The 22,883-nt window shown below is 30.3% G+C and carries 20 protein-coding genes, 1 tRNA gene, 1 pseudogene and 1 riboswitch; of the genes and pseudogenes, 5 read left to right on the top strand and 17 right to left on the bottom strand.

All coding sequences use genetic code 11. From position 1 onward, the window contains the following. Window positions 1-6 precede the first annotated feature (6 nt). The 3 genes from ftsH to AXY43_RS03300 all read right to left on the bottom strand — a co-directional run bounded on the left by ftsH (window position 7) and on the right by AXY43_RS03300 (window position 3,923). Complete coding sequence (gene ftsH, locus AXY43_RS03290) at window positions 7-1,890, bottom strand: ATP-dependent zinc metalloprotease FtsH (RefSeq protein ID WP_105410973.1); 1,884 nt, start codon at window positions 1,888-1,890, stop codon at window positions 7-9. A gap of 91 nt (window positions 1,891-1,981) precedes the next feature. Next, window positions 1,982-2,665 (bottom strand): zinc metallopeptidase, encoded by a 684-nt coding sequence (locus tag AXY43_RS03295; RefSeq protein ID WP_039773354.1) that lies wholly within the window; start codon window positions 2,663-2,665, stop codon window positions 1,982-1,984. Between the two features lie 370 nt (window positions 2,666-3,035). Then, entirely contained in the window at window positions 3,036-3,923 is an 888-nt protein-coding gene (locus AXY43_RS03300; protein WP_105410974.1) for a fructose bisphosphate aldolase, read from the bottom strand. 366 nt (window positions 3,924-4,289) lie between these two features. Here AXY43_RS03300 and AXY43_RS03305 point away from each other — a divergent pair, with 366 nt between their 5' ends. Then, a complete protein-coding gene (locus AXY43_RS03305) occupies window positions 4,290-4,607 on the top strand; it encodes a hypothetical protein (RefSeq protein ID WP_039773356.1) in 318 nt (105 codons plus the stop codon). A gap of 331 nt (window positions 4,608-4,938) precedes the next feature. Here AXY43_RS03305 and AXY43_RS03310 read toward each other — a convergent pair whose 3' ends face one another. The 13 genes and pseudogenes from AXY43_RS03310 to AXY43_RS03370 all read right to left on the bottom strand — a co-directional run. Continuing rightward, window positions 4,939-5,556: a DUF5105 domain-containing protein gene (locus AXY43_RS03310; RefSeq protein ID WP_039773357.1), complete on the bottom strand. Its 618-nt coding sequence runs from the start codon at window positions 5,554-5,556 to the stop codon at window positions 4,939-4,941. A gap of 248 nt (window positions 5,557-5,804) precedes the next feature. Next, window positions 5,805-5,889: transfer RNA gene (locus AXY43_RS03315), tRNA-Ser, on the bottom strand. Between the two features lie 12 nt (window positions 5,890-5,901). Beyond that, window positions 5,902-6,072: a Spo0E family sporulation regulatory protein-aspartic acid phosphatase gene (locus AXY43_RS03320; RefSeq protein ID WP_085953361.1), complete on the bottom strand. Its 171-nt coding sequence runs from the start codon at window positions 6,070-6,072 to the stop codon at window positions 5,902-5,904. 632 nt (window positions 6,073-6,704) lie between these two features. Beyond that, on the bottom strand, window positions 6,705-8,426 hold the full coding sequence (locus AXY43_RS03325; RefSeq protein ID WP_039773358.1) for a methyl-accepting chemotaxis protein: 1,722 nt from the start codon (window positions 8,424-8,426) through the stop codon (window positions 6,705-6,707). 125 nt (window positions 8,427-8,551) lie between these two features. Beyond that, a riboswitch (cyclic di-GMP riboswitch) is annotated at window positions 8,552-8,635 on the bottom strand. Window positions 8,636-9,061: 426 nt separating this feature from the next. Continuing rightward, the gene (locus AXY43_RS03330) at window positions 9,062-10,609 is read right to left on the bottom strand and encodes an ABC-F family ATP-binding cassette domain-containing protein (protein ID WP_105410975.1); all 1,548 of its coding nucleotides are present in this window, start codon (window positions 10,607-10,609) and stop codon (window positions 9,062-9,064) included. Between the two features lie 154 nt (window positions 10,610-10,763). After that, window positions 10,764-11,039: a CD3324 family protein gene (locus AXY43_RS03335; protein ID WP_017209248.1), complete on the bottom strand. Its 276-nt coding sequence runs from the start codon at window positions 11,037-11,039 to the stop codon at window positions 10,764-10,766. A 274-nt stretch (window positions 11,040-11,313) separates the two neighbouring features. Then, on the bottom strand, window positions 11,314-12,531 hold the full coding sequence (locus AXY43_RS03340) for an HD-GYP domain-containing protein (protein WP_039773360.1): 1,218 nt from the start codon (window positions 12,529-12,531) through the stop codon (window positions 11,314-11,316). A 212-nt stretch (window positions 12,532-12,743) separates the two neighbouring features. Continuing rightward, window positions 12,744-12,923: a (2Fe-2S)-binding protein gene (locus AXY43_RS03345; RefSeq protein ID WP_105410976.1), complete on the bottom strand. Its 180-nt coding sequence runs from the start codon at window positions 12,921-12,923 to the stop codon at window positions 12,744-12,746. Window positions 12,924-13,076: 153 nt separating this feature from the next. Further along, window positions 13,077-13,697 carry a nitroreductase family protein gene (locus AXY43_RS03350; protein WP_077830279.1) on the bottom strand — a complete coding sequence of 207 codons (621 nt, stop codon included), beginning with the start codon at window positions 13,695-13,697 and terminating at the stop codon, window positions 13,077-13,079. An 81-nt stretch (window positions 13,698-13,778) separates the two neighbouring features. Then, a complete protein-coding gene (locus AXY43_RS03355; RefSeq protein ID WP_023975500.1) occupies window positions 13,779-14,480 on the bottom strand; it encodes a pirin family protein in 702 nt (233 codons plus the stop codon). A 253-nt stretch (window positions 14,481-14,733) separates the two neighbouring features. Further along, window positions 14,734-15,180: a MarR family winged helix-turn-helix transcriptional regulator gene (locus AXY43_RS03360; RefSeq protein WP_023975501.1), complete on the bottom strand. Its 447-nt coding sequence runs from the start codon at window positions 15,178-15,180 to the stop codon at window positions 14,734-14,736. 206 nt (window positions 15,181-15,386) lie between these two features. Beyond that, window positions 15,387-16,832 carry an FAD-dependent oxidoreductase gene (locus tag AXY43_RS03365; protein ID WP_105410977.1) on the bottom strand — a complete coding sequence of 482 codons (1,446 nt, stop codon included), beginning with the start codon at window positions 16,830-16,832 and terminating at the stop codon, window positions 15,387-15,389. Window positions 16,833-17,083: 251 nt separating this feature from the next. Beyond that, a pseudogene (locus AXY43_RS03370) lies at window positions 17,084-17,488 on the bottom strand (DUF2935 domain-containing protein); the annotation flags it as partial. 211 nt (window positions 17,489-17,699) lie between these two features. On the opposite strand from AXY43_RS03370, the gene AXY43_RS03375 reads away from it, so the two are divergent. After that, window positions 17,700-17,975 carry a metal-sensing transcriptional repressor gene (locus AXY43_RS03375; RefSeq protein WP_012059254.1) on the top strand — a complete coding sequence of 92 codons (276 nt, stop codon included), beginning with the start codon at window positions 17,700-17,702 and terminating at the stop codon, window positions 17,973-17,975. Between the two features lie 8 nt (window positions 17,976-17,983). Continuing rightward, complete coding sequence (locus AXY43_RS03380) at window positions 17,984-19,849, top strand: heavy metal translocating P-type ATPase (protein WP_031276000.1); 1,866 nt, start codon at window positions 17,984-17,986, stop codon at window positions 19,847-19,849. 310 nt (window positions 19,850-20,159) lie between these two features. On the opposite strand, the gene AXY43_RS03385 is transcribed toward AXY43_RS03380, so the two are convergent. Next, window positions 20,160-20,663 (bottom strand): GNAT family N-acetyltransferase, encoded by a 504-nt coding sequence (locus tag AXY43_RS03385; protein ID WP_023975504.1) that lies wholly within the window; start codon window positions 20,661-20,663, stop codon window positions 20,160-20,162. Window positions 20,664-21,087: 424 nt separating this feature from the next. Between AXY43_RS03385 and AXY43_RS03390 the strand changes: the two genes are divergently transcribed. Together AXY43_RS03390 and AXY43_RS03400 are read left to right on the top strand one after the other, a co-directional pair. Further along, entirely contained in the window at window positions 21,088-21,408 is a 321-nt protein-coding gene (locus AXY43_RS03390; RefSeq protein WP_023975505.1) for a hypothetical protein, read from the top strand. A 503-nt stretch (window positions 21,409-21,911) separates the two neighbouring features. After that, entirely contained in the window at window positions 21,912-22,850 is a 939-nt protein-coding gene (locus tag AXY43_RS03400; RefSeq protein WP_039771370.1) for a transposase, read from the top strand. Window positions 22,851-22,883: the final 33 nt, after the last annotated feature.

Below are 22,883 nucleotides of genomic sequence, written 5' to 3' on the forward strand. Positions count from 1 at the left end.
TTAGCTTTAAACGTTAACCGGCTCGTCTATTTGGATTGAGTTCAGAATTTTCATAAATTCATCACCCATTATGGTTTCCTTGAAAATTAGATGCGATGATATTTTGCCCAAAGCTTCCATATTAGCCTTTAGGAGATTTTTTGCCTTTTCGTAGGATTCATTGATTATATTCATAACCTCACGGTCAACTTCAGCAGATATTTCATCTGAACAATTCCTTACTAGTCTGCCGTCAAGATATCTGTTTTGAATTGATTCAAGTCCTATCATACCAAATTTTTCTGACATTCCATACATTGTTACCATTTGTCTTGCAATACTAGTAGCTCTTTCAATATCATTTGAAGCACCTGTAGTTATTTCATTAAACACAAGATCTTCAGCTGCTCTTCCTGCAAGAAGAACAACTATCTGTTCTAGCAATTCATCTTTAGACATAAGGTACTTTTCTTCTTCCGGCATCTGCATAGTATATCCAAGTGCTCCCATTGTTCTTGGAACAATTGTAATCTTATGAACTGGCTGAGTCTTTTTCTGAAGCGCTGAAGCTAATGCATGTCCAACTTCGTGAAATGCAACAAGACTTTTCTCATTCTCAGTCATTACTCTATCCTTTTTCTCTTTACCTGCAATTACAGTTTCGACTGCTTCAAATAAATCATCCTGCCTAACCGTATCTCTCCCCATTCTTACAGCTCTTAAAGCAGCTTCATTAACCATGTTTGCGAGATCAGCTCCAACAGCACCAGCAGTAGCAAGTGCTATCTCTTTTAGATTAACACTTTCATCCATTATTATATTCTTGGAGTGAACCTTTAATATATTTTCTCTTCCCTTAAGATCTGGTTTATCTACTATAACTCTACGATCAAAACGTCCAGGTCTTAATAGCGCTTTATCAAGGACTTCTGGCCTATTAGTGGCTGCAAGAATAACAACTCCCTTTGAAGAATCGAAGCCATCCATTTCAGCAAGTAACTGGTTTAAGGTCTGTTCTCTTTCATCATTTCCACTTATATTACCTTCTCTACTCTTACCTATTGCATCAATTTCATCAATAAAAATAATACATGGTGCTTGCTTTTCAGCTTGAGCAAACAAATCTCTTACTCTTGAAGCTCCAACACCTACAAACATCTCTACAAAACCTGACCCAGAAAGTGAGAAAAATGGTACCTTTGCTTCTCCTGCCACAGCTTTTGCAAGTAATGTCTTTCCTGTACCTGGAGGTCCTACTAAAAGTGCGCCTTTAGGAAGCTTAGCTCCTATCTTTGTATATCTTTCAGGTTTGTGAAGAAAATCAACTATCTCCTTAAGAGATTCTTTAGCTTCTTCCTGACCTGCTACATCTTTAAAAGATACTCCTGTAGTCTTTTCAACATATACCTTCGCATTACTTTTTCCGACGGACATAAATCCTCCTCCGCCGCCTCCAATTTTATTACTTAAAGACTTCATGAACCAATTACCTAACATATAGAATATAGCAAAAGGTATAATCCACGAAAGTATAAAACCAATAATTGGAGACTGAGTATTTTTTACGGGGGTAGTAAACTTTACATCTGCATTATATAGTTTATCTACAAGTTGAGGATAGTCTAGGTTGCCAGTATAATATAATTTTTTATTTATAGCTGAAGCATCCTCATCACTTTTTGGTGTTATAACAAGCTTGTCACTATAAATCTCAACTGATTCTACTTGTTTATTATTTACCATTGTAAGAAATTCACTATAATCAATTTGTTTATGATTTGACTGAGAAATCAAATTTATAACTATATTTATTACTAATGTAATTATAAGCGCTGCTATAATGTATTTCGGTAACTCCTTTTTATTGGGTAATCCATTTTTTTTAGGCGACTCTTTTCTATTTTGAAACATAAACTTTCCTCCTTTAATATTAGCAAATTACAACCTTAACCAAATAATCTGTATTGTATGGACTTTAACACGCTCCATGCATGATAATTTATTATTCTCTATCACTACTTCCCATGAATAAAAATATAAGGTGAAGCAAACTTGCAACAGCAGTTATTGCAGAAGCAACATAAGTCATAGCTGCTGCATTTAGCACTTTTTTTGCAGGAGCCATTTCATTAAAACTAAGTATTCCTTGGGATTCTAACTCTGATATTGCTCTTTTACTTGCATTAAATTCTACTGGTAAAGTTACAAAATAAAATGCTACCGCCCCAGTAAAAAACACTATGCCTAGTTGTGCAAGCAAAGGAATTTGAAATATTAATCCAAAAATCGCCATATATGGGCCTGCCATAGAACCTATATTTGCAATTGGTACAAGCCCACTTCTTATAGAAAGTGGTGCATATTGTACTTTATGTTGTATTGCATGTCCAGTTTCATGAGCTGCAACACCTATGGCTGCAACAGAATTGCTGTAATATACTGATTCAGATAATCTCACTACCTTTTTTCCAGGATCATAGTGATCAGTTAAGCTGCCTGCTGTGGGAACTACAGCTACATCATAAAGTCCATTTCTATCAAGAATTCTCCTTGCAACATCTGCACCAGTAAATCCTCTAGCATTGCCATAATTGCTATACTTGTCAAAAGTTCCTTTTACTTTAAATTGACAATAAAGCGAAAAAGCCAATGCCGGTAAAACTAAAATAATATAATAAATGTCCATGTTTATCCCTCCACTATCTTGATTTTATAGTTTTAATTTAACAAAAAAGACCTTTGATCTGATTCAGTAACAACTAAATCGTATCAAAGGTCTTGCTTTCCATTTGGAGTATAGAACCAGGCAGTTTTAATTGCCGGTTGTTGGCTCTATAGCTTATAAGCTACTCCCCTAAGTTATATGAAGTATATCATACCTTATTATATGGTGTCAATACATATTAATTCACAAATTTCTATTTTGTTTTAATTTTCACTACATTCCGACATTTTATAAATATAGGTAATTATTTAAGACTATGAAAAGTGTCCAAACCTCAATAAATATTCACCTAGCTTACGACATTGATTAATCATAATGCAATAATAATAAATTATTTCACTGATGCTTCATAGATTTCTTTAACTGATTTTAATATTGTTGCATTAAATTCTTCTTCAGTTTGCTGAGCAGTGAGCCCTTGAGATAAAGCTCTTGAAAAACTGGCAATTAATCCATTATTGCGTCCGAGTCTTTCGTTTGCTTCTGCTTGACTATAACCACCTGACAGAGCTACTACTCTGACAACATGTGGCTCATCTATTAAATCAATGTAGAAATTATCTTGAGTTGGTATTGAAAGTTTAAGCATCACTTTTGTTTCTTTATCAAGTTTTGATAATTGCTCTAAAATTTCAAGTTTTAAAAGTTTTTCAGATTCTTCCTTATCGGTGCTATGGATGTCAACTTCTGGTTCAATAATAGGAACAAGACCTGCTTCTACAATCTGTTTACCAATTTCAAATTGCTGATCAACTACCATTTTAATTCCTTTAGCATTTGCTTCCTTAATAACTGAGCGCATTTTTGTTCCAAAAATGTTTTTTTCTACTGCCTGCTTTAAAAGATCATCTAAATTACTTATTGGTTTCATAAGCTGAACACCATTTTCAATTTCAGTTAAGCCTTTATCAACCTTTAAGAAAGGTACAATATTTTTTTCCTTCCAAAGATAATCAGGTGTATATTGATTGTCAATAGTACGATACATTGTGTCTTCAAATAGTATAGCACCCAAAATATATTCTGAAGTAAATGCTGGACTCTTTATTATGCGCTTCCTCATTTCATGTACTTGATCAAACATTTCCTCCTCATTAGAATAACTATTTTCTTTAATCCCATACTCAAGTAACGCTTTTGGAGTACTGCCACCACTTTGATCTAAAGCTGCAATAAATCCTTTACCTGTATGTATTCGGTTCATTTGATTTTCATTCATCTAATTCTCCTCCTTCTCTTTATCTTAGATTAGAATCATGTCTTACTTTTTATTATAGTGTCTTTCTCTATTAATTATGCGTTTGCTAATATTATAAATTTAACACAATCTGCAATCACTATAAATAAAGCTCAAAGAAATAATATAAGTCCTTTGAGCTTTATTTATAAATTCACATATAGGTGATTAATTATTATCCAAACTAATGAGTAATTGAATACTTTTTTATGAATTACGCATAACTAATGTTGGAATATATTAAAATGATTAATTCTATTAAGTAAATTACTTAATTCAGCTCCTTCAAAGGAACTTATTTCACTAGTAAATTTTGCTTTAAATATACTATGGAAGGGGAAATATATTATGAAAAAATCTACTATAGTGTTTTTTATATTTTTATTATTGTCATTTACTAATTTAGCTCAAAATACCAGTGCTGCTCCCATAAGTTTAAGTCAAGGTATTTATAATGTACGAGATATTAATCTACCAATAGGTTCTACTGTGACGGCTAGAATTAATGACCCTAACGGTAGAGTTATTATCTTCGTCATTGATAATAACCAATACATGAGAGAACTTACAAGGCTAGATTCTCAATCAAACGAACAAACTCTTAAACCTTTTAACTATGGCTATTCAGTTATAATTTTTGGGAATACTCCTGTTACTTTCTCCTAAAAAACTTTCTCAATTCATATACTTTTAATTTTTTCTGCAATAACAGCAATATAATTTCAAAACCAAAAGCATCAGTTAAACTTTCTAATCTACTGCTTTTAAATGTATTTACTCAACAGTGAATTTTATATTTATTTTACATACTCTTCTTATAAGTGCAATAGAGCATAAAAAATGCAGTCAAGTTAATGACTGCACTTAATGGGATCTAAAGTAAAAATTGAAAATAGCTCAACTTTCACAACTATATTTTATCACATTTATTTATAAATTTTAAGCAATAAATAAAGCAGTAGAAAAATTTCTTCTAACTACTGCTTTTAGTTTTACTTTATTGGGCAATTGCCTTCATTAATGTTACAACATCATCTTCACCCGGTAACCAAGCACCGCCTTTTTTAGTTAATGTTATTGTTACTGTCTGTGGTTCTTCTTTTAATATACCAGACGCCATACTGCCCCCTATAAGCTTAAAAGCTTCTGTATATATTTGTTGTTCAGTCATTGAAGGATTTTCAGTAACTTTTTTCATTATTTCACTCTGGCCATTTTCAGTGATTTTCTTCATATCAAACCCTTTTATTTTAACTTGAACTTTTGCTGTGTCCTTTTCTGTTGACGCAGAAACCACTTCATATTCCACTTTAGTTAATCCTGTAATAATATCTTTCTTAAAAGAATTTTTTATATCATCTGTTAGAATGCTTTCATCTAAACCTGAATTTCCAAAGGCCATCATCATGCCATCATCAAAGCTACTTCTAAATTCAGTATAATCTTCTTCCTTCATCCCTATCTTGTCCATATTAGTTTTATCATCTTTTAAAAGTAGATCTAAAAATATTTTAGCACTTTCTTCTGGAGTTGCTTTTGTTCCGCAACCTACTAGCATTATTGTTACCATCATAACAGCTAACAATATGGTAGAAATTCTTTTGATTTTTTTCATTATTATTCCCCCTAAAATATAGTATTTAATTTCATATAGCAATACATTAATTACCACATGGTTAATATTTTATTATATTTTCCAATTAATTTCAACATTTATTTCATATTAATTCAATACTTGGGCATATATGTAACCAGTTAAGTTAAATAATAAAGAGGCAAACTAGAAATTCTTAACTAGAGCGCCTCAATTGCTTTATTCACATTTCGCTATAAGCATATATTACAAACTATAATATAAGTTGTTGGAAAATACAGGACTCGAACCTGTGGAGCTTTTACACTCACTAGCTTAGTAAGCCAGCCCATTAAACCACTCTGACAATTTTCCATATAAGAGAATTTATTTAATTGTTCTCCTTAGCAATTCATTGTACTCATTCAGTGCAAAGTTTAATCTTCTACACGCACTAATCACCTCCCTATCTAATGAATTTCCTTCATCGCCCATAATTTTGCATAAGGCTTGTCTCATTCTACTAATCATCATCTCTTTTTCTTTTAAATATTCCAAATATTTACCCTCCTTACTTTTTTTATTAGTATAACCCCTAAATAGTAAAATTTATGTATCACTTGTTACATAAATAGGTTGCGGCCAAAATATTCATATTATTTACATATATTCTATGTATAACCTCAGAACTTCAAATGTAATTACTTAATATGATGAACGCATGAAAATTATATATTTCTGGATTAATAATTCCACATCTGTTTTATAACCTAATTTTCTATTGTTCTCTGTGTATATTGTTTAACATTTCTTAAGTGTATCTAATATATTAAAAGTAAATGAGGTGTTTATGATGCCAAATAATGAAAATGAAATATTTTATATAGTTGGCGCCATACTTACTATATTAGTAAACGTGCCAGAGATTATAAGACAAATAAATATTAATTTAAAGTTCAATGAATCTATAAAGCACCATAAAATACTATGATTAGGATGCAAAAAAAGCGCTTAGAATAATTCTAAACGCTTTTTCCTTCCAAAAATTAATTCCTCTATAATTGTAATTTTGTCTTAGTTGAATACAGAAACATTTATTTCACTAGTTATATTTAATAATAAAAAGCATTCCCTCTAATTTAATATAATACTACAAAGGTATATTTTCTTATTCACAATTAATAGATATCCTATATTTTAAACTTAGCTATAATCCATCTTAACTCTTCAGACATTTGAGATAGAAGTTTACTAGATGAAGCTATCTCCTCAACAGATGCCAATTGTTCCTCAGCCGCTGCCGATATTGTTTGAGTCTCATCAGCTATATTACTACTTATGTTTTTAATATTATTTACTGAATCAACAGATTCTTTAGTTCCTACAGTTACTTCAGTGATAGAATATGATATTTCATGAATCTGACTAGATATTTCTATTATCATTTGAAGGATTTCCTTAAAACTTATTCCTGCAACATCAACGACATCTGCTCCTGTTTTAACTTCTTTTGAGTTTTCATTCATAACAGCAACTGCACTATTGGTTTTGTTTTGTACATCATTAATAATTCCAGCTATTTCTTTAGTTGCCTCTTGTGATTGTTCTGCTAACTTTCTAATTTCTTCCGCTACTACACTAAAACCTTTCCCGGCTTCCCCAGCCCTTGCAGATTCTATTGCCGCATTTAATGCTAGAAGATTTGTTTGCTCTGATATACCTTGGATTGTATCAAGTATTTGTCCAATTTTCACTGATTTCTCTTCAAGCTCGCTTATAATATGCGATGTTTCACTAGTCTTTTTCTCTATTATTTCCATTTGGTTCATTGCCTTCACTACAGCCTCTTCGCCAGCATTTGCTGATATTTTTGCCTTATCTGTTAACGATGAAACAGATTTTGTATTTTCAGATACTACATTTATCTTATTAGATATGTTTTCAACCACTTTGTTTGTACTATTAGCAAAAGAAAATTGCTCATCTGCTCCATGTGCCATTGTTGTTACTGCGGATGCAACTAGATTTGATGCATCTGCTGATTGCTCAGCACTTGCTGTAAGCTCTTCAGATGATAATACTAACTGCTCAGATGTATTTCCTAATTGTTTTATTAGTTCAATAATGTTTTTGGTCATCTTATCTATCGCATTACTTACAACACCAAATTCACTCTTATCATTAAGACTTTCTTCTTTTATCTTTACAGAAAAATCACCTTGTGATAAAGAACCCATGTATACTACAAAGTCATTTAATCTCTTTGTGATACGTTTTGTTATTAGTATTCCTAATAAAATTGCTAATATTGAAGCTATAATAACAATACTTATAAATGTTGCTGTTGCAATTTTTAAATTTGCTTTATCCTGAGCGTTTATTTTTTCAGCAATTTGTCTATTATGTTCTCCAAGTTCAACTAAATCAGCTAAGAAAGTATCAGCATATGATTCAACGTTTTTCTCATAGTATTCGTACGCTTCTTGATTTTTGTTTTCAATGGCTAAATCTAGTGCGACTTTTCTTCCTTCCCTATATTTAGCTAAATTACTATCAATCTTACTGATCTTATCAGCCTCAAAATCATCTAATTTCATTTTTTTATAAAGAGCCATATAGTTGTTAAATTCTTCAGCACGAGTATTTATATCTTTTGTTAAATTACTATTTTCATTTTTATCAGTAGTTACCATAATTCTAAAAATGTCAGCTGATATAGCCCTTGCATGCACTCTAGACTCACTAAGCCATTCACTAGATAGCAGTCTTTCACTATACATGACCTCCATACTTTTACTAGACGTTTGTAAAAAATAGTAACCGGTTATTCCAACTGCAAATAATCCTACTAAAGAGCAAATTATAAGCATCGCTAATTTTCTACCTACCTTTAAATTATTAAGCCACGTCATTTTATTGTCCCCCTTATCTTAATACTAGGATCTTAAATATAATTTCATTATTACAATATATTTATTAAAATGATTAATAAAAAATAAAAAACCAACAAAAACTTAATATGTTTATGGATTACTAAGTTTTAATTGGTCGGTTGCACAACTAGCTCCAAATTCTCAAAGTGCCCAGATATAGAGAATTTTTCATCGCTTCCAATTGTTCTATTTTTTATAAATACACTTACCTAATATATAGAAATATTATCATATTCATGCAAAAAAATCAATAATGCTTAATATAAATTGTCGAAATTTATTCCATTAGCTTCCGATTATACTATTCTTATTTACAGTAGAAAATTTTTAATTATACGAAACTTCCCTGTACAACCATATCAATTCACTAGTTCTCCTTAAATTAATGCATCTCAACTAATAAGTACTTTTCTAAGATTCAAGAATGAAAAAAACTACGCAGAATCAAAATTAATTCGACTTAGGATTTTTTCATAATTTTATTTACCAATAAATCACAAATAAATGCTATATATAAATAGGACGAACCTTAAAAATAGATACTAAACGCTCTATTTTTAAGGTTTCTTTTTATACATTCTTATAGAATTACATCCGCAATGTAATATTATTTTCTAAAGCACCCCCCATTCTTCACAGTTCCATATATCTGTAGCAATATCTTTATAAAATTCCGATTCATGACATACTAAAATCATGCTTCCTTCATATTCTTTTAACGCACGCTTTAGTTCATTTTTAGCATTAATATCTAGGTGATTTGTTGGTTCATCTAATACTAATACATTTGTATATTCATTAATAAGTTTGCATAACCTGACTTTGGCTTGCTCTCCTCCGCTTAATATATTAATGGGGCTATCTATATGCTGCCTTGTTAATCCACACCTAGCCAATTCTCTTCTTACCTCCGTTTGAGTTAGGTGAGGAAACTCACTCCAAACATCATATAAAACTGAATTAGTGCTATTCCATGCAATTTCCTGCTCAAAATATCCTATTTTTCTATGCTCACTTAAAGTAATTTCACCATTTATAGGTTTTAGCATTCCAAGTAAGGTTTTTAGCAGAGTAGTCTTTCCTAATCCATTAGCTCCTGTTACTGCAATTTTTTGTCCTCTTTTCATTTTTAAGTTTAAAGGTTTGCTTAAAGGTCTGTTATATCCGATAATCAAGTTGCTTACTTCAAGGATTATACTTTCTGGCATTTTTACAGTTTTAAAATTAAAATGAGGTTTTATAATTTCTTTTTTTATTTCTATTCTTTCAATCTTATTAAGTTTCTTTTCTCTTGATTTAGCTTGCTTTGAAGTTGAGGCTCTTGCTTTATTTTTTCTTATATAATCTTCAAGCTTTTCTATTTCATTTTGTTGTTCTTTATATTCAATCAATCTCTGTTCTTTTCGTATTTCGTATAGTTTAATAAAATAATCATAATTCCCTTCATATCTTGTTAATACTTTGTGCTCAAGATGATAAACTACGTTTACTACATTATTTAAAAAAGCATTATCATGTGATATTAATATAAATGCATTTTCATAATTTGCTAGATAATTCTTAAGCCATTCAATATGCTCTTCATCCAAATGATTAGTCGGCTCATCCAGTAATAAAATATCTGGCTTTTGCAAAAGTAATTTAGCGAGTAAAATCTTAGTTCTTTGCCCGCCACTTAAAGTTGAAACATCTTTATCCAAAAGTTCCTTAATTCCAAGACCTACTGCAGTTGCCTGTATTTTAGAATTAATGCTATAGAAATCATTTTTATCTAATATTTCTTGCATAATAGCAATTTTATTTAAAGATTTTTCCATATCCTTCTCACTCATATTTTGAAGATCAATATATAAACTATTAATTTTACTTTCTATATTAAATAAATTAGCAAATGCTTCTTTTAAGAAATTTAATGCATCAATTCCTTCTTTCAAATCAACCAATTGATCCATATAACCAATGCTGAATTTATTATTCCACTCAATAGTACCTTTATCTGGTAATATCTGATCAGTAATAATTTTCATCAAAGTCGATTTTCCTTCTCCATTAGCACCAATAAGTCCAATATGCTCTCCTTTTAATAACCTAAAAGATACATCATTAAATAATATTCTATCGCCAAATGAATGACTCATGTTTTCAATTGTTAAAATACTCATATTCTACATCTCCTTGTGTCCTCATAATAAATGATATCATCATGTAATATGAAGACCAAGTTTAAGAATAAATCTGTAATGTTTATAATCATACTGAAAAAAGGCATATTCTTCATAGTAATGACTGTGAAAAATATGCCTTTTCTCTTATATTTTAAGTAGAATTTTTTTGTTTCCTTATTATTCTTCTAATACTACCTTCAGTTAAAAAATACTGTTCAGCTAAAATTTTAACGGACATTCCAGATGAATACTTATTAAAAATTTCTTTATCTCTTGCACTAAGATATCTTTTAGTCTCAGTATTTTCTCCCCATGATTTTTTGTTTTCATTTTTTCTTGGTATATAGATATATCCACCATCTGTATATTTTTGAATTAGTTCAATTATATTATATGGCAATATATTTTGTGCTTTTTCATATTTCATAATTTCTTCGCTCCACTCTACATTTAATATCTAAATGAAGATGCAAAGACCTATTATAATATGAAAAACTTAATGTTGATATATTGGCTCCAGGCAAAAGTTTTTCACATATTATAATCTTTGCATGGAGCTAACTACTATTACTAGAAACATAATGAATTCACTTCCTTTTTATTCTATAATATTATATCACAATAACTTGTGTCAATTTTGACGCTTTGAGCCTCAAATTTAATTCTTATTTCTAAATCCTAAGAAGATACTTCATTATAATTTAACTCAACTTACTAAAAACATAATCAATATCTCTAGTTATTTTAGTATCTATAAATCCATTGTCCATCATACTTTTTAGTATTTCCATTGCCTTTTCGTGGGCTAATCCCTCTCTATATGGTCTTTCCTCTGTAAGTGCCTGATAGATATCAAGACAAGTCATAAGACGCGAATTAAAATCTAATTCTTTATCTGTCATCCCAATAGGATATCCTTTTCCATTTAACTTTTCATGATGATTTGAAGCCCACTCAGTTATATCCTCAAATCCTTTTATTTCTTGAAGTGCTAATCTAGTGTACTCTGGATGTTTCATTATAATTTTAAATTCCTCATTAGAAAGTTTATCAGGCTTGTCTAACACATCATTTGGCACTGCTAGTTTACCAATATCATGAAGATCTGCAGCAATAATTAGCTTCATCTTTTCTTCCTTCTCTAAGTTATAGAAATCTGCCATAATAGCCGCCTTCTCTGATAAACCCTGAGAATGCCTTTGAGTATAGCTAGATTTAGAGTCAATAATCTTTGACAACACATTAGTTATACCATGAATCTCTTCAAATGATAATTCCAGACTATGCTTTGGAATTCTTTTTTCTAATTCTATACTAATAAAACTATTTTCTAAATTCATCCAGAACTTTTTCTCTTCAGTAACTTTAAAAAACGCTTTTACAATTCTTGAAGAAAATGATATATTTTCTTGATTTCTTACAAATTCACAAACTTTGTTTTGCATATCTTGATTATTATTCTGCAAATCAAAGGTCTTTTCTAAAGCATCTGCGATTGCTATAATTTGCGACATTAGAGGAATTTCTTCTCCTCTTAAACTAAAGAATCCTGTACCATCATACCTTTCATGATGGTACTTTATTATATTTTTCACATTAGTAAGCAATGGATAGTTTTTAATATTACTTTCTCCAATTGTACAATGTTCTTTTACACCTTCTAATAATGCTGCATTTTTTAATTCTTTTGTAGCTAATTTTTCATGCAGGCTATATTCACTTAACCCATTGTCATGAAGCATTGCAAGTGCAGCTACATCATGGAGCTCTTCTGAATTCAGCCCCAGTTCTTTAGCAATACTAATTGAAATATATGCAGTTCTTTTTCCATGGTTAGATGCCATCCCGAGAATATCCATCTCCACAAAGTCTAAAGCAAATGAAACAGCCATTAGAAATTCATTTAACCTAAATAACATAATCCTCCTCCTTGTTACATCAAACTTATCTTTTGTATAAAAAAACGAAAATAGTATAAAAATATTTTATACTATTTTCGGTACTTTTACCACAAAATTAGTTCATTTACCAATTATGCTATCTGCTGTTATATTTTCACTGAATTTTTACTATGTCTTATATTATATATAGTATTTTCTACTTCTAATGTGTTATATATGGTTATGAAATTCTATTTTCCTAATAATTCATCAACTAATGCTTTATTTTTTTCTACGCAATGCCCACAGCCAGTTCCTACTTCAGTTTTTTCTTGAACTTCTTCAAATGATTTTGCGCCATTAGCAATAGCATTCTTTATGTCTTTTACTTTAACATTTTTACATCCGCATATTACTTTATCATCATCCATTATATTGCCTCCTTAGTTATTGTTAGATTAAATATAAAGCTTTTTACACTGAATAGTTTTAACACTTTTATTTTTATTATGTATACTAATAGTGAAATTCAAAGCTTTTACACCCTAAATCCAATATTAATATTTGGGGTGTAAAAGCTCTGATCAATAAAATTTCACAAATTCAGCAGCAGGCTTTCTATATCCTCTAATTTTATTACTACTCTTGTCCATTTTCCCCATAGTAATCATTAAAACTGGAACTTCGTTCTCTGGAATATTTAATAACTTACCAATTTTCTCCTTCTCAAAATAAATCATTGGGCATGTGTCCCAGCCTTTATTTTTAGCTAATAACATAAATAGCATTGCTGACAATGAGGCATTTCTTATAGCTTCATCATGTTTAAATTCTTCTCCCCAGCCTTCATAAAGACTATTAATAGTATTAAGCATGATTTCATAATCAGTTTTATCGATCATTCCAAGCATCATTGAGCCTTCATAAATTTTATCTGCTGATAAGTATGCGTTTTTATCACCTGTTACAATTATAGTTGCTGAAGCAGTTTTTATTTTGTATTGTTTAAATGATGCATCATAAACTTTCTCCATAAGCTCTTTGTCTTCTACAACATAGTACCTAGCATGTTGCAAATTAAAAGCAGAAGGCGCCAGTGAAAGTTCTCTAAATATATCATTAAAATCTTCTCTAGGTATTTTAATATTTTCAATAAATTTATTAGCTGATCTTCTTTCTCTTACAATTTTTAAAAAATCATTCATTATTAACCCTCTTTTTATTCTTATTTTGTTTAAGAAATTCAACCAACCTCCCTCTGAAGATTAGTTGAACTTATACAATTCTTAATTTTCTTTCTTCATTTCTAAAATCAAAATATGAGATGTCTTTTTAGCTTTGATTAAAATATCTTCCTCAACTATTTCCATTCCATCTCTATTATTTAATTCAATGTCATTTATTATAGCGCCACCTTCTATTTGAACCAAATAGGCCTGTCTCCCTTCATTAACTTGAAAATTAATTTCTTTTCCCTTATCAAGTTCCAAAGAATAAACATTTATATCTTGATTTATTTTTATTGGCGCATTTCCATTTTTACTTGAAACCATATGAAGCCATTTATTTTGTCTATCGCTCCAGTCAAATCTATAATCTCCATAATTAGGCTTATAATCTTCCTTATCTGGGAATATCCATATCTGTAAAAATCTCAACTCATCTTTTCCTAAATTATGCTCGCTATGATATACGCCTGTGCCAGCACTCATGTATTGAACATGACCACGAGTTATTGTATTTTTATTTCCCATGCTGTCTCCATGTGTAAGTTCACCGTTAACTACATATGATATTATTTCCATGTTTCTATGTGGATGAGTATCGAATCCAGTGTTAGATTCAACTAAATCATCATTTATAACTCTTAAAACTCCAAACTTTATATTATGTGGATTATAGTATTCTGCAAATGAAAAATGAAATTTACTTCTTAACCATCCTAAATTACTACTGCCCATATTTCCGCTATCAATTACTCTTAACATTTTTTATCCTCCTCCATTTTATCTAACTCTATCAAATTTTAGATCATATTCGCAAAATATAATTTATAAATAAGTAATAGATAATAATAAATATTTAAAAAGTATTACTAATAAACTCAAAGAGTTTTTCTACTACTCCTACTTTTTCACTCTTGCTTTTTGCTCTATTTTAAAATATGGTTAACACTTCAGTACTAATTAGTTAATTACTAATTAGTACTATTTGTTTAAAAACTAAGGTGTAAGTTTCACTTTATACACCTGATAATTTCTTTAACATATTTATTAGATCCTTTTTCTCTTCAACACTTAAAGCGCTAAAAATTTCACTTAAATTATCTACATGTTTAGGGAAGAGTTCACTCATAAGCTTTCTTCCTTTTTCAGATATGCTTATTAAACTTGCACGTCTATCCTTAGGATCAGGACGCCTATCGATCAAATCATCTTTAGCCAAGTTATCTATAACAACAGTCATATTGCCACCAGTTGAAAGAGTTTTTTCTAATATTTCACTGACTCTTAAATCTCCCTTATGATACAGTACTTCAAGCACCCCAAATTGTGAATAAGTCAATCCTCCTTCTTTGATGATCTTAAGTTCTCTTTTATTAACACTTTGTATGCATCGGCTTAATGCTATAATAGCCTTTAAATTTAAATCATTTAATTCTCCATAAGTAACTTTATTCTTATTCATGGATATAATATTATTACTAATTAGTAATAATGTCAAGGTATCATATCAAAATAGTTTTCCCAAAAACAAAAACCACACAAAAGCTTCATTGGTTTTACCCAAATCAAAAAAAGCTATCTAAAACTCAAATATTTTAAGACAGCTTCTTCAACGTATAGATTATGTATGTTAAATAATATACTTATGCTATTATCTATAACATATTACTACACTTCATGAAGGCATTTATTAGTAGGACTTTCAATCCAGATTCCCTCATAATTGTATCTTGAACCATGGCAAGGACAGTCCCAAGTCAAATCATCAGCATTCCATTTAAGTTCGCAGCCTAAATGAGCGCACTTTGTTGATACTGTATATACTTTGCCTTCATTATCCTTGTAGACACCAGCCTTTTCACCTTTATATTCTATAATACCTCCATGACCATTTCCAATACTATTTAAGGTTTCCTCTGGAATATTTATCCTCTCTGCTATAAAATTTTTTGCAGTTATGACAAGATCCTTTGCAGCATTTTTCATGGATGCTGACATGTCAAATCTTCTTGGCGAGAATATTTCAGAGAAGTCATTTTCCTTTTCAAGAATCATATCACTTATTATCATTGCTGCAACCATTGAAGTTGTCATTCCCCATTTTTTAAATCCTGTTTCAACATAAATATCAGGAGTTTTAGATGAGTAGTGACCTATATAAGGTATATTGTCTAATGTTATACAATCTTGAGTTGACCAATGATATTTCTCTGTTGCATTTGGATAAAATTCTTTAGCAACCTTTCTTAATTCCTCGTATGCTCCCCCTTCTTCATTTTCCCCAGTTCTTCTGGCTGCACCATCAAGTATTAATAGATTCTTATAATTTCTAAATGAATATGTATTTTGATCAATACCTTTATACATTCCCTTAACATCTTGCGCATTTTCTAAAGCTATAGCATATGCTCTTTCTTGATGCATTCTCATAAAATAGTAACCTGGAGTATTTAAGAATGGATAATGCGATGCTACAACTATTTTATTCGCTTTAATTTTCATATCATTCTTTGTAACTACAGTATTATCTTCAGTAATATCAAGAGCTACTGTATTTTCATAAATAGTTAATTGTTCTGAAATTGGTCTTAGGAATTTTAGTGGATGAAACTGCGCTTGATTCTTAAATTTCAATGCTTTTTTAGCTTTTATAGGAATATTTACTTCATCTACAAGCTCCGCATCAATTCCTAATCTTTTCGCTGCATTATATTCGTTCTCAATATCTTTAATGTTGTCGGAAGTATACAAGTATGCATCTTTATGCTCAAAATCACAAGCAATTTTTTCTGCATCAATTATTTCCTTGTATCTCCTTATAGCAAGTTCATTGGCTCTTGCATATTGACTAGCTCCATCTTCTCCAAATTCTTTAATTAATTTATCATAAATTAATTCATGCTGAGATGTTATTTTAGCAGTTGTATTTTTATTAACTCCTCCTGCTATACTTCTAGCATCAATTACAACAACATCTCTTCCACTTTTACTTAGCATATATGCTGTGAGCAGTCCTGCCATTCCAGCACCTATTACAAGAATGTCACATTGAATGTCTTGATTTAAAGTTTCTCTTTTTCTAAAATTCACTTCATAGCTCCATACACTTTCCATGTAAATCACCTCATGCTTAGTATTCCATTTTTTTAGATACTATACACGAATTTCTATTAGTTCCTACAAATAATATCAAAACCTCAGAATTGCGAAAAAAGAGGCATAAAACCTTCTGAATCGGCCTTTTTCATAATTTATATCAACAGGTAGCAACATGTCAACATGTCAACATGTTTCACTCTAACATAATAAAAGGCTTCTAACATAACAATAAGTATTATGCTAAAAGTCTTACCACAAATAATTTGTTATTCTAACTCCCCAACCCTTTTAAATATTTTTAGTAATCGCAAATAATGATTTGCTTCACGCAAAATATGGTCACCTAATAGTGGTACTATTATGGATTTAATTTTACACTCTAATAACCCTACTGTACCTTGTTCTTTAAATTTACCTATTGCTAAAGTCGCTTTATAACTATCATCTGTAACTTTAGAAAGTGTAACTGATTGGTTCATAGCTTCCCTTGCTTCCATTGTTAACTTATCAAACTCACGTCCAAAGTTATTTGACATATTTATTAATTCATCTTCTGTTGGATCAAGAAGTCCTCGAAGGAATTTTGCATGTTCAGCCATAATTCTATTCCAGAAATATTCCTGCTCATAAGCTTCTCTCTCTAAATCAATATCTTCGCGTTCCTGCAATCTAGTTCCATTGACTGTCAATAAATCCATAATGTAATTGGATTGCTCATTTTATAAAAGTAATTAATATTTTTGGAACATATGCAGCCAAGGTATTCCAATTCTTACTAAATTTATTACAAATAGTAATTGACAAAAATGATTATCATTATTAATATATACCTATACCCCCTAGGGTATAATATCAAGAAAATTAATTAAGGAGGATGCTAATATGCGTCAATGTATGGATGTTCCAAAAATTCAAACTAGAATAAAAAAAATTGAGGGTCAACTTAGAGCTATTTCAGAAATGATAAATAAAGATGTTCCTTGTGAAGATATTTTAATACAAATTAATGCTGCAAAAAGTGCATTACATAAAGTTGGTCAGGTAGTTTTAGAAGGACATTTACAACACTGTGTCCGTGATGGCATTGAACATGGCGATGCTGATAAAACAATTGCTGAATTTGCTAAAGCAGTAGAGCATTTTTCAAGGATGGGATAGGTGATAACATGAGTAAAATAAAAGAATTCTTTGAAAATGAAGAAAAACGTACTTTTCTATTTTTATTTTTATCTGCTTTTGCATTGCTTATTAGTTTCTTACATATTGTAAATTTCAAAATTGATATAGCTTGGGTGGCTATTATTTTATGTGGCTTCCCTATTGTAAAAGGCGCCATTGAAGGACTTATAACTGAATTTGATATTAAGGCAGACGTCTTAGTTGCCATTGCACTTGTTGCATCTATTTTAATTGGAGAAACTTTTGCTGCAGGTGAAGTTGCTTTTATTATGACATTGGGCGCGTTATTAGAGGAACATACTGTTGCTAAAGCCCGTGCAGGTATTGAAAAGTTAGTAAATCTTACTCCAAGGACAGCTAGAATTGTACGTGATGGAATTGAAAGTATAATCCCTGCTGAAGAAGTTAAGGTTTTAGATATTCTCCGTGTGCTTCCTGGCGAAACTATTGCTGTTGATGGTCTCATTATTTCTGGACAAACGTCTATCAATCAAGCCGTAATGACAGGTGAATCTATGCCAGTTGATAAGGGTGTAGGTGACGAAGTCTTCAGTGGAACAGTTAACCAATTTGGTGCATTTGATATGAAGTCCACAAAGGTTGACGAAGATAGTTCCCTAAAAAGAATGATCAAACTTGTTGAGTCTGCTGATGCAAGCAAAGCTAAAATTGTTGGAATGGCAGATAAATGGGCTACTTGGATAGTTGTAATTGCCCTTGTATCAGCAGCTGGCACTTGGTTTGTTACAGGAGAAATTATTCGTGCTGTTACAATACTTGTTGTATTCTGCCCTTGTGCTTTAGTTCTTGCAACTCCTACGGCCATAATGGCTGGCATAGGAAATGCTACAAAGCATGGTATTCTTGTTCGTGAAGGTGACGCACTTGAAAGATTAGCAAGTGTAAAAAGAATTGCATTCGATAAAACTGGTACTTTGACATATGGAAAGCCTGATGTTGTAGCAATTGAAAGTTTTAATGAAAATATTAATTCAGAAAAACTACTTGAAGTAACAGCTTCTGCTGAACTTCGTTCCGAGCATCCTCTGGGTAAATCAATAGTTTCACACTTTAAAACCACGTCAAAATCTATCCCTGAAGATCCTCAACGATTCGAACTTATAGCTGGCCGTGGTGTTAAATCAATTATCAATGATGATACAATCTTTGCTGGAAATGCTGAACTACTAGCTGAAAGTTCTATAGAAATACCAAATAAAATATCGGACAAGGCATTAAGTTATATAAAAGAAGGTTGTACCGTTATCTATGTAGCTGTTAACTCACAAACTTCTGGTTTTATAGTTTTATCTGATACTTTACGAAAAGATTCTAAGTCAATGATTAAAAGGCTAAGCTCAATCAATGTAGAAAGTGTCTTATTAACAGGAGATAATCCTAAAGCTGCTTCTCATATTGCTAAAAACGTAGGTATTATTAATGTTCACTCTGAATGTTTGCCAGAAGATAAATTATCTGTAATTGAAGAATATCAAAATAACAATGAAATGATATGTATGATAGGCGATGGAATTAATGATGCTCCTGCACTAAAAAAAGCATATGTAGGTATCGCAATGGGCGGTGTTGGAAGTGATATTGCTGTTGATGCAGCAGATATTGCTCTTGTTAGTGATGATATAAAAGCTCTTCCACATTTACTCAGTCTATCACAAAAGACCATGAATACAATCAAATGGAATTTATCTCTTTCTATGCTACTAAACTTTACAGCTATAATACTTGCAATGACAGGTATCTTAAATCCGATACTTGGAGCACTAGTTCATAACTTAGGCTCAGTTGCAGTTATTATAAATTCAGCATTACTATTAAACTTCAAAAGTGAATAAAAGATTTATGCATTTTATCATCATAGTATTATTTCCCATATTAATTCACTACCACAACATACATGAATTAATATCTGTATAAGTGATTTTTACACAAATATACAGCTTTATAAAGTCAAATAGGCCGAAAATAATACTTTCGACTTATTTGACTTTTTCACTCATTTCCTAATTTGTAGTCCTCATCATCATAAAAAAGTAACTAAGCTATAATTCTACTAATTATAAATTAGCATTGTTATATGATACTACTCACCTCCCGTGGCGCTTGTCTCCATTATTTACAGAAAGAATAGGACTATTTATAAGATTATAGTATCCTCTCAAATGCTATTCTTTTATTTCCGTCTTCTAAATAGATTATCCCACAATACTGGAATTTGTTTTTCTTAAGCAACTTTTGCATAGATATATTTTCTTCATGTGTATCTATTTTTATGCTATGTACCCCTTTACTTAAACAAAGTTCTTCCACATTTTTAATAATTTTAGATGATAAGCCTAATCCTTTATAAGTGTTATCTACAGCTATCCTATGAATAACTGCATATTGGCTATTAGTAATCCATTCGCCTTCATAAATAGAATCATATGTTTTTTCTCCGTCAAAAGAAACCGCTGCCGTAGCAACAATATTATTGTCTTTTAATAAAATATAGCTATGTTTATTAGCAATATCATTTCTTATTGTTTCAGAGTTAGGATAATTGTTCTGCCATTGATTAATTCCTTGTTCTTTAAAGTAAGATTGTGCCTGCTTAATAATGTTCATTATATCATTTATATCTGTTTCAAATGCTTTTCTAAATTCCATTTCTATTCTCCTCTATGCGAATAAATTTATATATTTCAATAAATAATCTATCCTCTAATTAAGTTTATACGTTCTAGTCCTAATTGAGCAACTTATCAAACTTTCAATTACCACTAGTGTATACCAATTTAGTTTAAACCTCAATTATATTTTCATAAGGCTTAGCTAAATACTGCGCTATTCTTAAATAACTCTATAAAATCACGGAATAAAAAATAAGCGTAAATACTACCAAAAATCATTTAGTAATATTTGCACTTAGATAATACTAAAGTACATTAAATTATTGTTTATTAATATCCATTACCACTCATTTGCTTTAGACAAACTTATAATGCCACTTATACAATCTTTTAAAGAGAATATATTTTCTCTACCTTCACATAATAAATCTGAGATAAGATTAATGAAAGGGGTTCTTAAATTGAAGAAATTTATTTCAATATTTTCTATTTTTTTATTTCTATCATTTAGCATTACTACTGCTACAGTAGCTGATATAAATCAACCACGAACTTTTAAAGAAGGATTTTATAACATACGAGATTTAGGCCTTATGGAAAATGTTTCTTACAGTGTACAGAATTTATCTGAATATAGAGGATTTATGGTTGTATTTGATTCTGAACAGAAAATACAGCAAGCTATTTCCTTAGATCCACGCTCTCAAAAGTTTCCACTTAAACCCATTAGAAATAGTGATAGAATTGTAATATTGGGGCAAGGCGCGTTAACTTTTTCTTAAATACAAATACATTTCTCAATTATCGTTTATAATTAAGAGTATATTTTCTTTAAATACTGTACATAATTAAAATGCAATTTCATAGAACAAAAAAGAGATAGCTTTATTATTATCTACCTAGTTTAAATGCTATCTCTATTTGTTTTTATTTTTTAGTTCCAAATTATTATCTTAAATATACTCAAAGTTCAATAATCATATCATTCATCTCATCAGATTGTGTTATTATCCTGATTAAATAGTTATCAATTTTAACTTTATCAGAAGCTATCATTCCTAATTGAACTAATCCTCTAATTACTGATAATGATTTTTTAAAATCATGAACAGCTGTTGTAATTAATTCACTTATTGATTGTAAATTAACTTAAAATATTATGGGAATATATATTTAATATAGGTTGTTGAGTAAACAAAATTTGTAAAAAGTAAATAAGCCATTCCTTTGTGATATAATAATTTCGCTAAAAACCAAATCACATCACACAAGGAATGACTTAAATATGATTATATCACGAAAGATTAAAACTGAAAATGATAATTATAAGATTTTTGAAGCTGTTAAAATTGCATTTGCTAAATTAAATTCTAATAGTAAAAATGCTAAAGGCCGACCACGTAAGTACTCAGATGAGCAAATAGTTGCCTGCATGTTATATGGTGTTAAACATAGTATATTCAGTCTGAGAGAACTTGAATACGAAATAAAAAAAGATTATGTGTTTCAATCTATAATTGATCTTAATGAAATACCTGATTATTCTACCTTTTCGTTAAGAGCTAAGAATTTAGAGAAACATATATATTATGGTATTTATGCTATGTTTGTTGAACTTATTAACCCAGAAACTAGACTATGCGCAATTGATGCTACTGCCTTAAGAAGTTCAAAATACGATAGCGAAGCTAAATCCGGCAAAGGTACACGTCTGGGATATTATAAAGGTTACAAGTTACACTGCATTGCAACGGTTACTGATACTATTATTCCTCTAGTTTTTAGTTTAACAACAGCTAATGTTTACGATAATCAAGTTCAGGATTTACTATATGACGCTAAAAATTATAATCCATTTTTAATACTTGCTGATGCAGCATATGACTCAGTTGAATGGTTTGAAATTGCTGCAAAACTAGAATTTAATTTATTAGCTGATATAAATATGCGTAAAGCTAAAAGCATTGAGGCGTTCATTGATAAACGATATGAAAATGCTTTATTTTTAGAATCTCCTATCGGAGCGAACCTATATAAAAATAGATTGAAAATAGAGCAATTATTCTCAGTTTTAAAAGGTTTATATAATTTAGAAAATCCAAGGCTCTATGGGCAAGCACGATACGAACGTCATATAAAATGGGTTTTATTAGCCTATTTAATAGAGGAATTTAATAAAAAACAGCAGGGAATAAAATCGAGAAAATATCCTTGGAATCTTTGATTCCTAAGAATATTTTCTTAAATAACTATTTGT

Source organism: Clostridium sp. MF28, assembly GCF_002969175.1.
In the GTDB taxonomy this organism is placed as follows: Bacteria; Bacillota; Clostridia; order Clostridiales; family Clostridiaceae; genus Clostridium; species Clostridium beijerinckii.

Bases quoted from the DNA above. Each gene is read 5' to 3' on its own strand.
- AXY43_RS03295 (WP_039773354.1), bottom strand. From the start codon at position 2,665: ATGGACATTTATTATATTATTTTAGTTTTACCGGCATTGGCTTTTTCG.
- AXY43_RS03355 (WP_023975500.1), bottom strand. From the start codon at position 14,480: ATGTTAAGAGTAATTGATAGCGGAAATATGGGCAGTAGTAATTTAGGA.
- AXY43_RS03360 (WP_023975501.1), bottom strand. From the start codon at position 15,180: ATGAATAAGAATAAAGTTACTTATGGAGAATTAAATGATTTAAATTTA.
- AXY43_RS03380 (WP_031276000.1), top strand. From the start codon at position 17,984: ATGAGTAAAATAAAAGAATTCTTTGAAAATGAAGAAAAACGTACTTTT.
- AXY43_RS03365 (WP_105410977.1), bottom strand. From the start codon at position 16,832: ATGGAAAGTGTATGGAGCTATGAAGTGAATTTTAGAAAAAGAGAAACT.
- AXY43_RS03300 (WP_105410974.1), bottom strand. From the start codon at position 3,923: ATGAATGAAAATCAAATGAACCGAATACATACAGGTAAAGGATTTATT.
- AXY43_RS03385 (WP_023975504.1), bottom strand. From the start codon at position 20,663: ATGGAATTTAGAAAAGCATTTGAAACAGATATAAATGATATAATGAAC.
- AXY43_RS03350 (WP_077830279.1), bottom strand. From the start codon at position 13,697: ATGAATGATTTTTTAAAAATTGTAAGAGAAAGAAGATCAGCTAATAAA.
- AXY43_RS03335 (WP_017209248.1), bottom strand. From the start codon at position 11,039: ATGAAATATGAAAAAGCACAAAATATATTGCCATATAATATAATTGAA.
- AXY43_RS03375 (WP_012059254.1), top strand. From the start codon at position 17,700: ATGCGTCAATGTATGGATGTTCCAAAAATTCAAACTAGAATAAAAAAA.
- AXY43_RS03325 (WP_039773358.1), bottom strand. From the start codon at position 8,426: ATGACGTGGCTTAATAATTTAAAGGTAGGTAGAAAATTAGCGATGCTT.
- AXY43_RS03340 (WP_039773360.1), bottom strand. From the start codon at position 12,531: ATGTTATTTAGGTTAAATGAATTTCTAATGGCTGTTTCATTTGCTTTA.
- AXY43_RS03400 (WP_039771370.1), top strand. From the start codon at position 21,912: ATGATTATATCACGAAAGATTAAAACTGAAAATGATAATTATAAGATT.
- ftsH (WP_105410973.1), bottom strand. From the start codon at position 1,890: ATGTTTCAAAATAGAAAAGAGTCGCCTAAAAAAAATGGATTACCCAAT.
- AXY43_RS03305 (WP_039773356.1), top strand. From the start codon at position 4,290: ATGAAAAAATCTACTATAGTGTTTTTTATATTTTTATTATTGTCATTT.
- AXY43_RS03330 (WP_105410975.1), bottom strand. From the start codon at position 10,609: ATGAGTATTTTAACAATTGAAAACATGAGTCATTCATTTGGCGATAGA.
- AXY43_RS03345 (WP_105410976.1), bottom strand. From the start codon at position 12,923: ATGGATGATGATAAAGTAATATGCGGATGTAAAAATGTTAAAGTAAAA.
- AXY43_RS03310 (WP_039773357.1), bottom strand. From the start codon at position 5,556: ATGAAAAAAATCAAAAGAATTTCTACCATATTGTTAGCTGTTATGATG.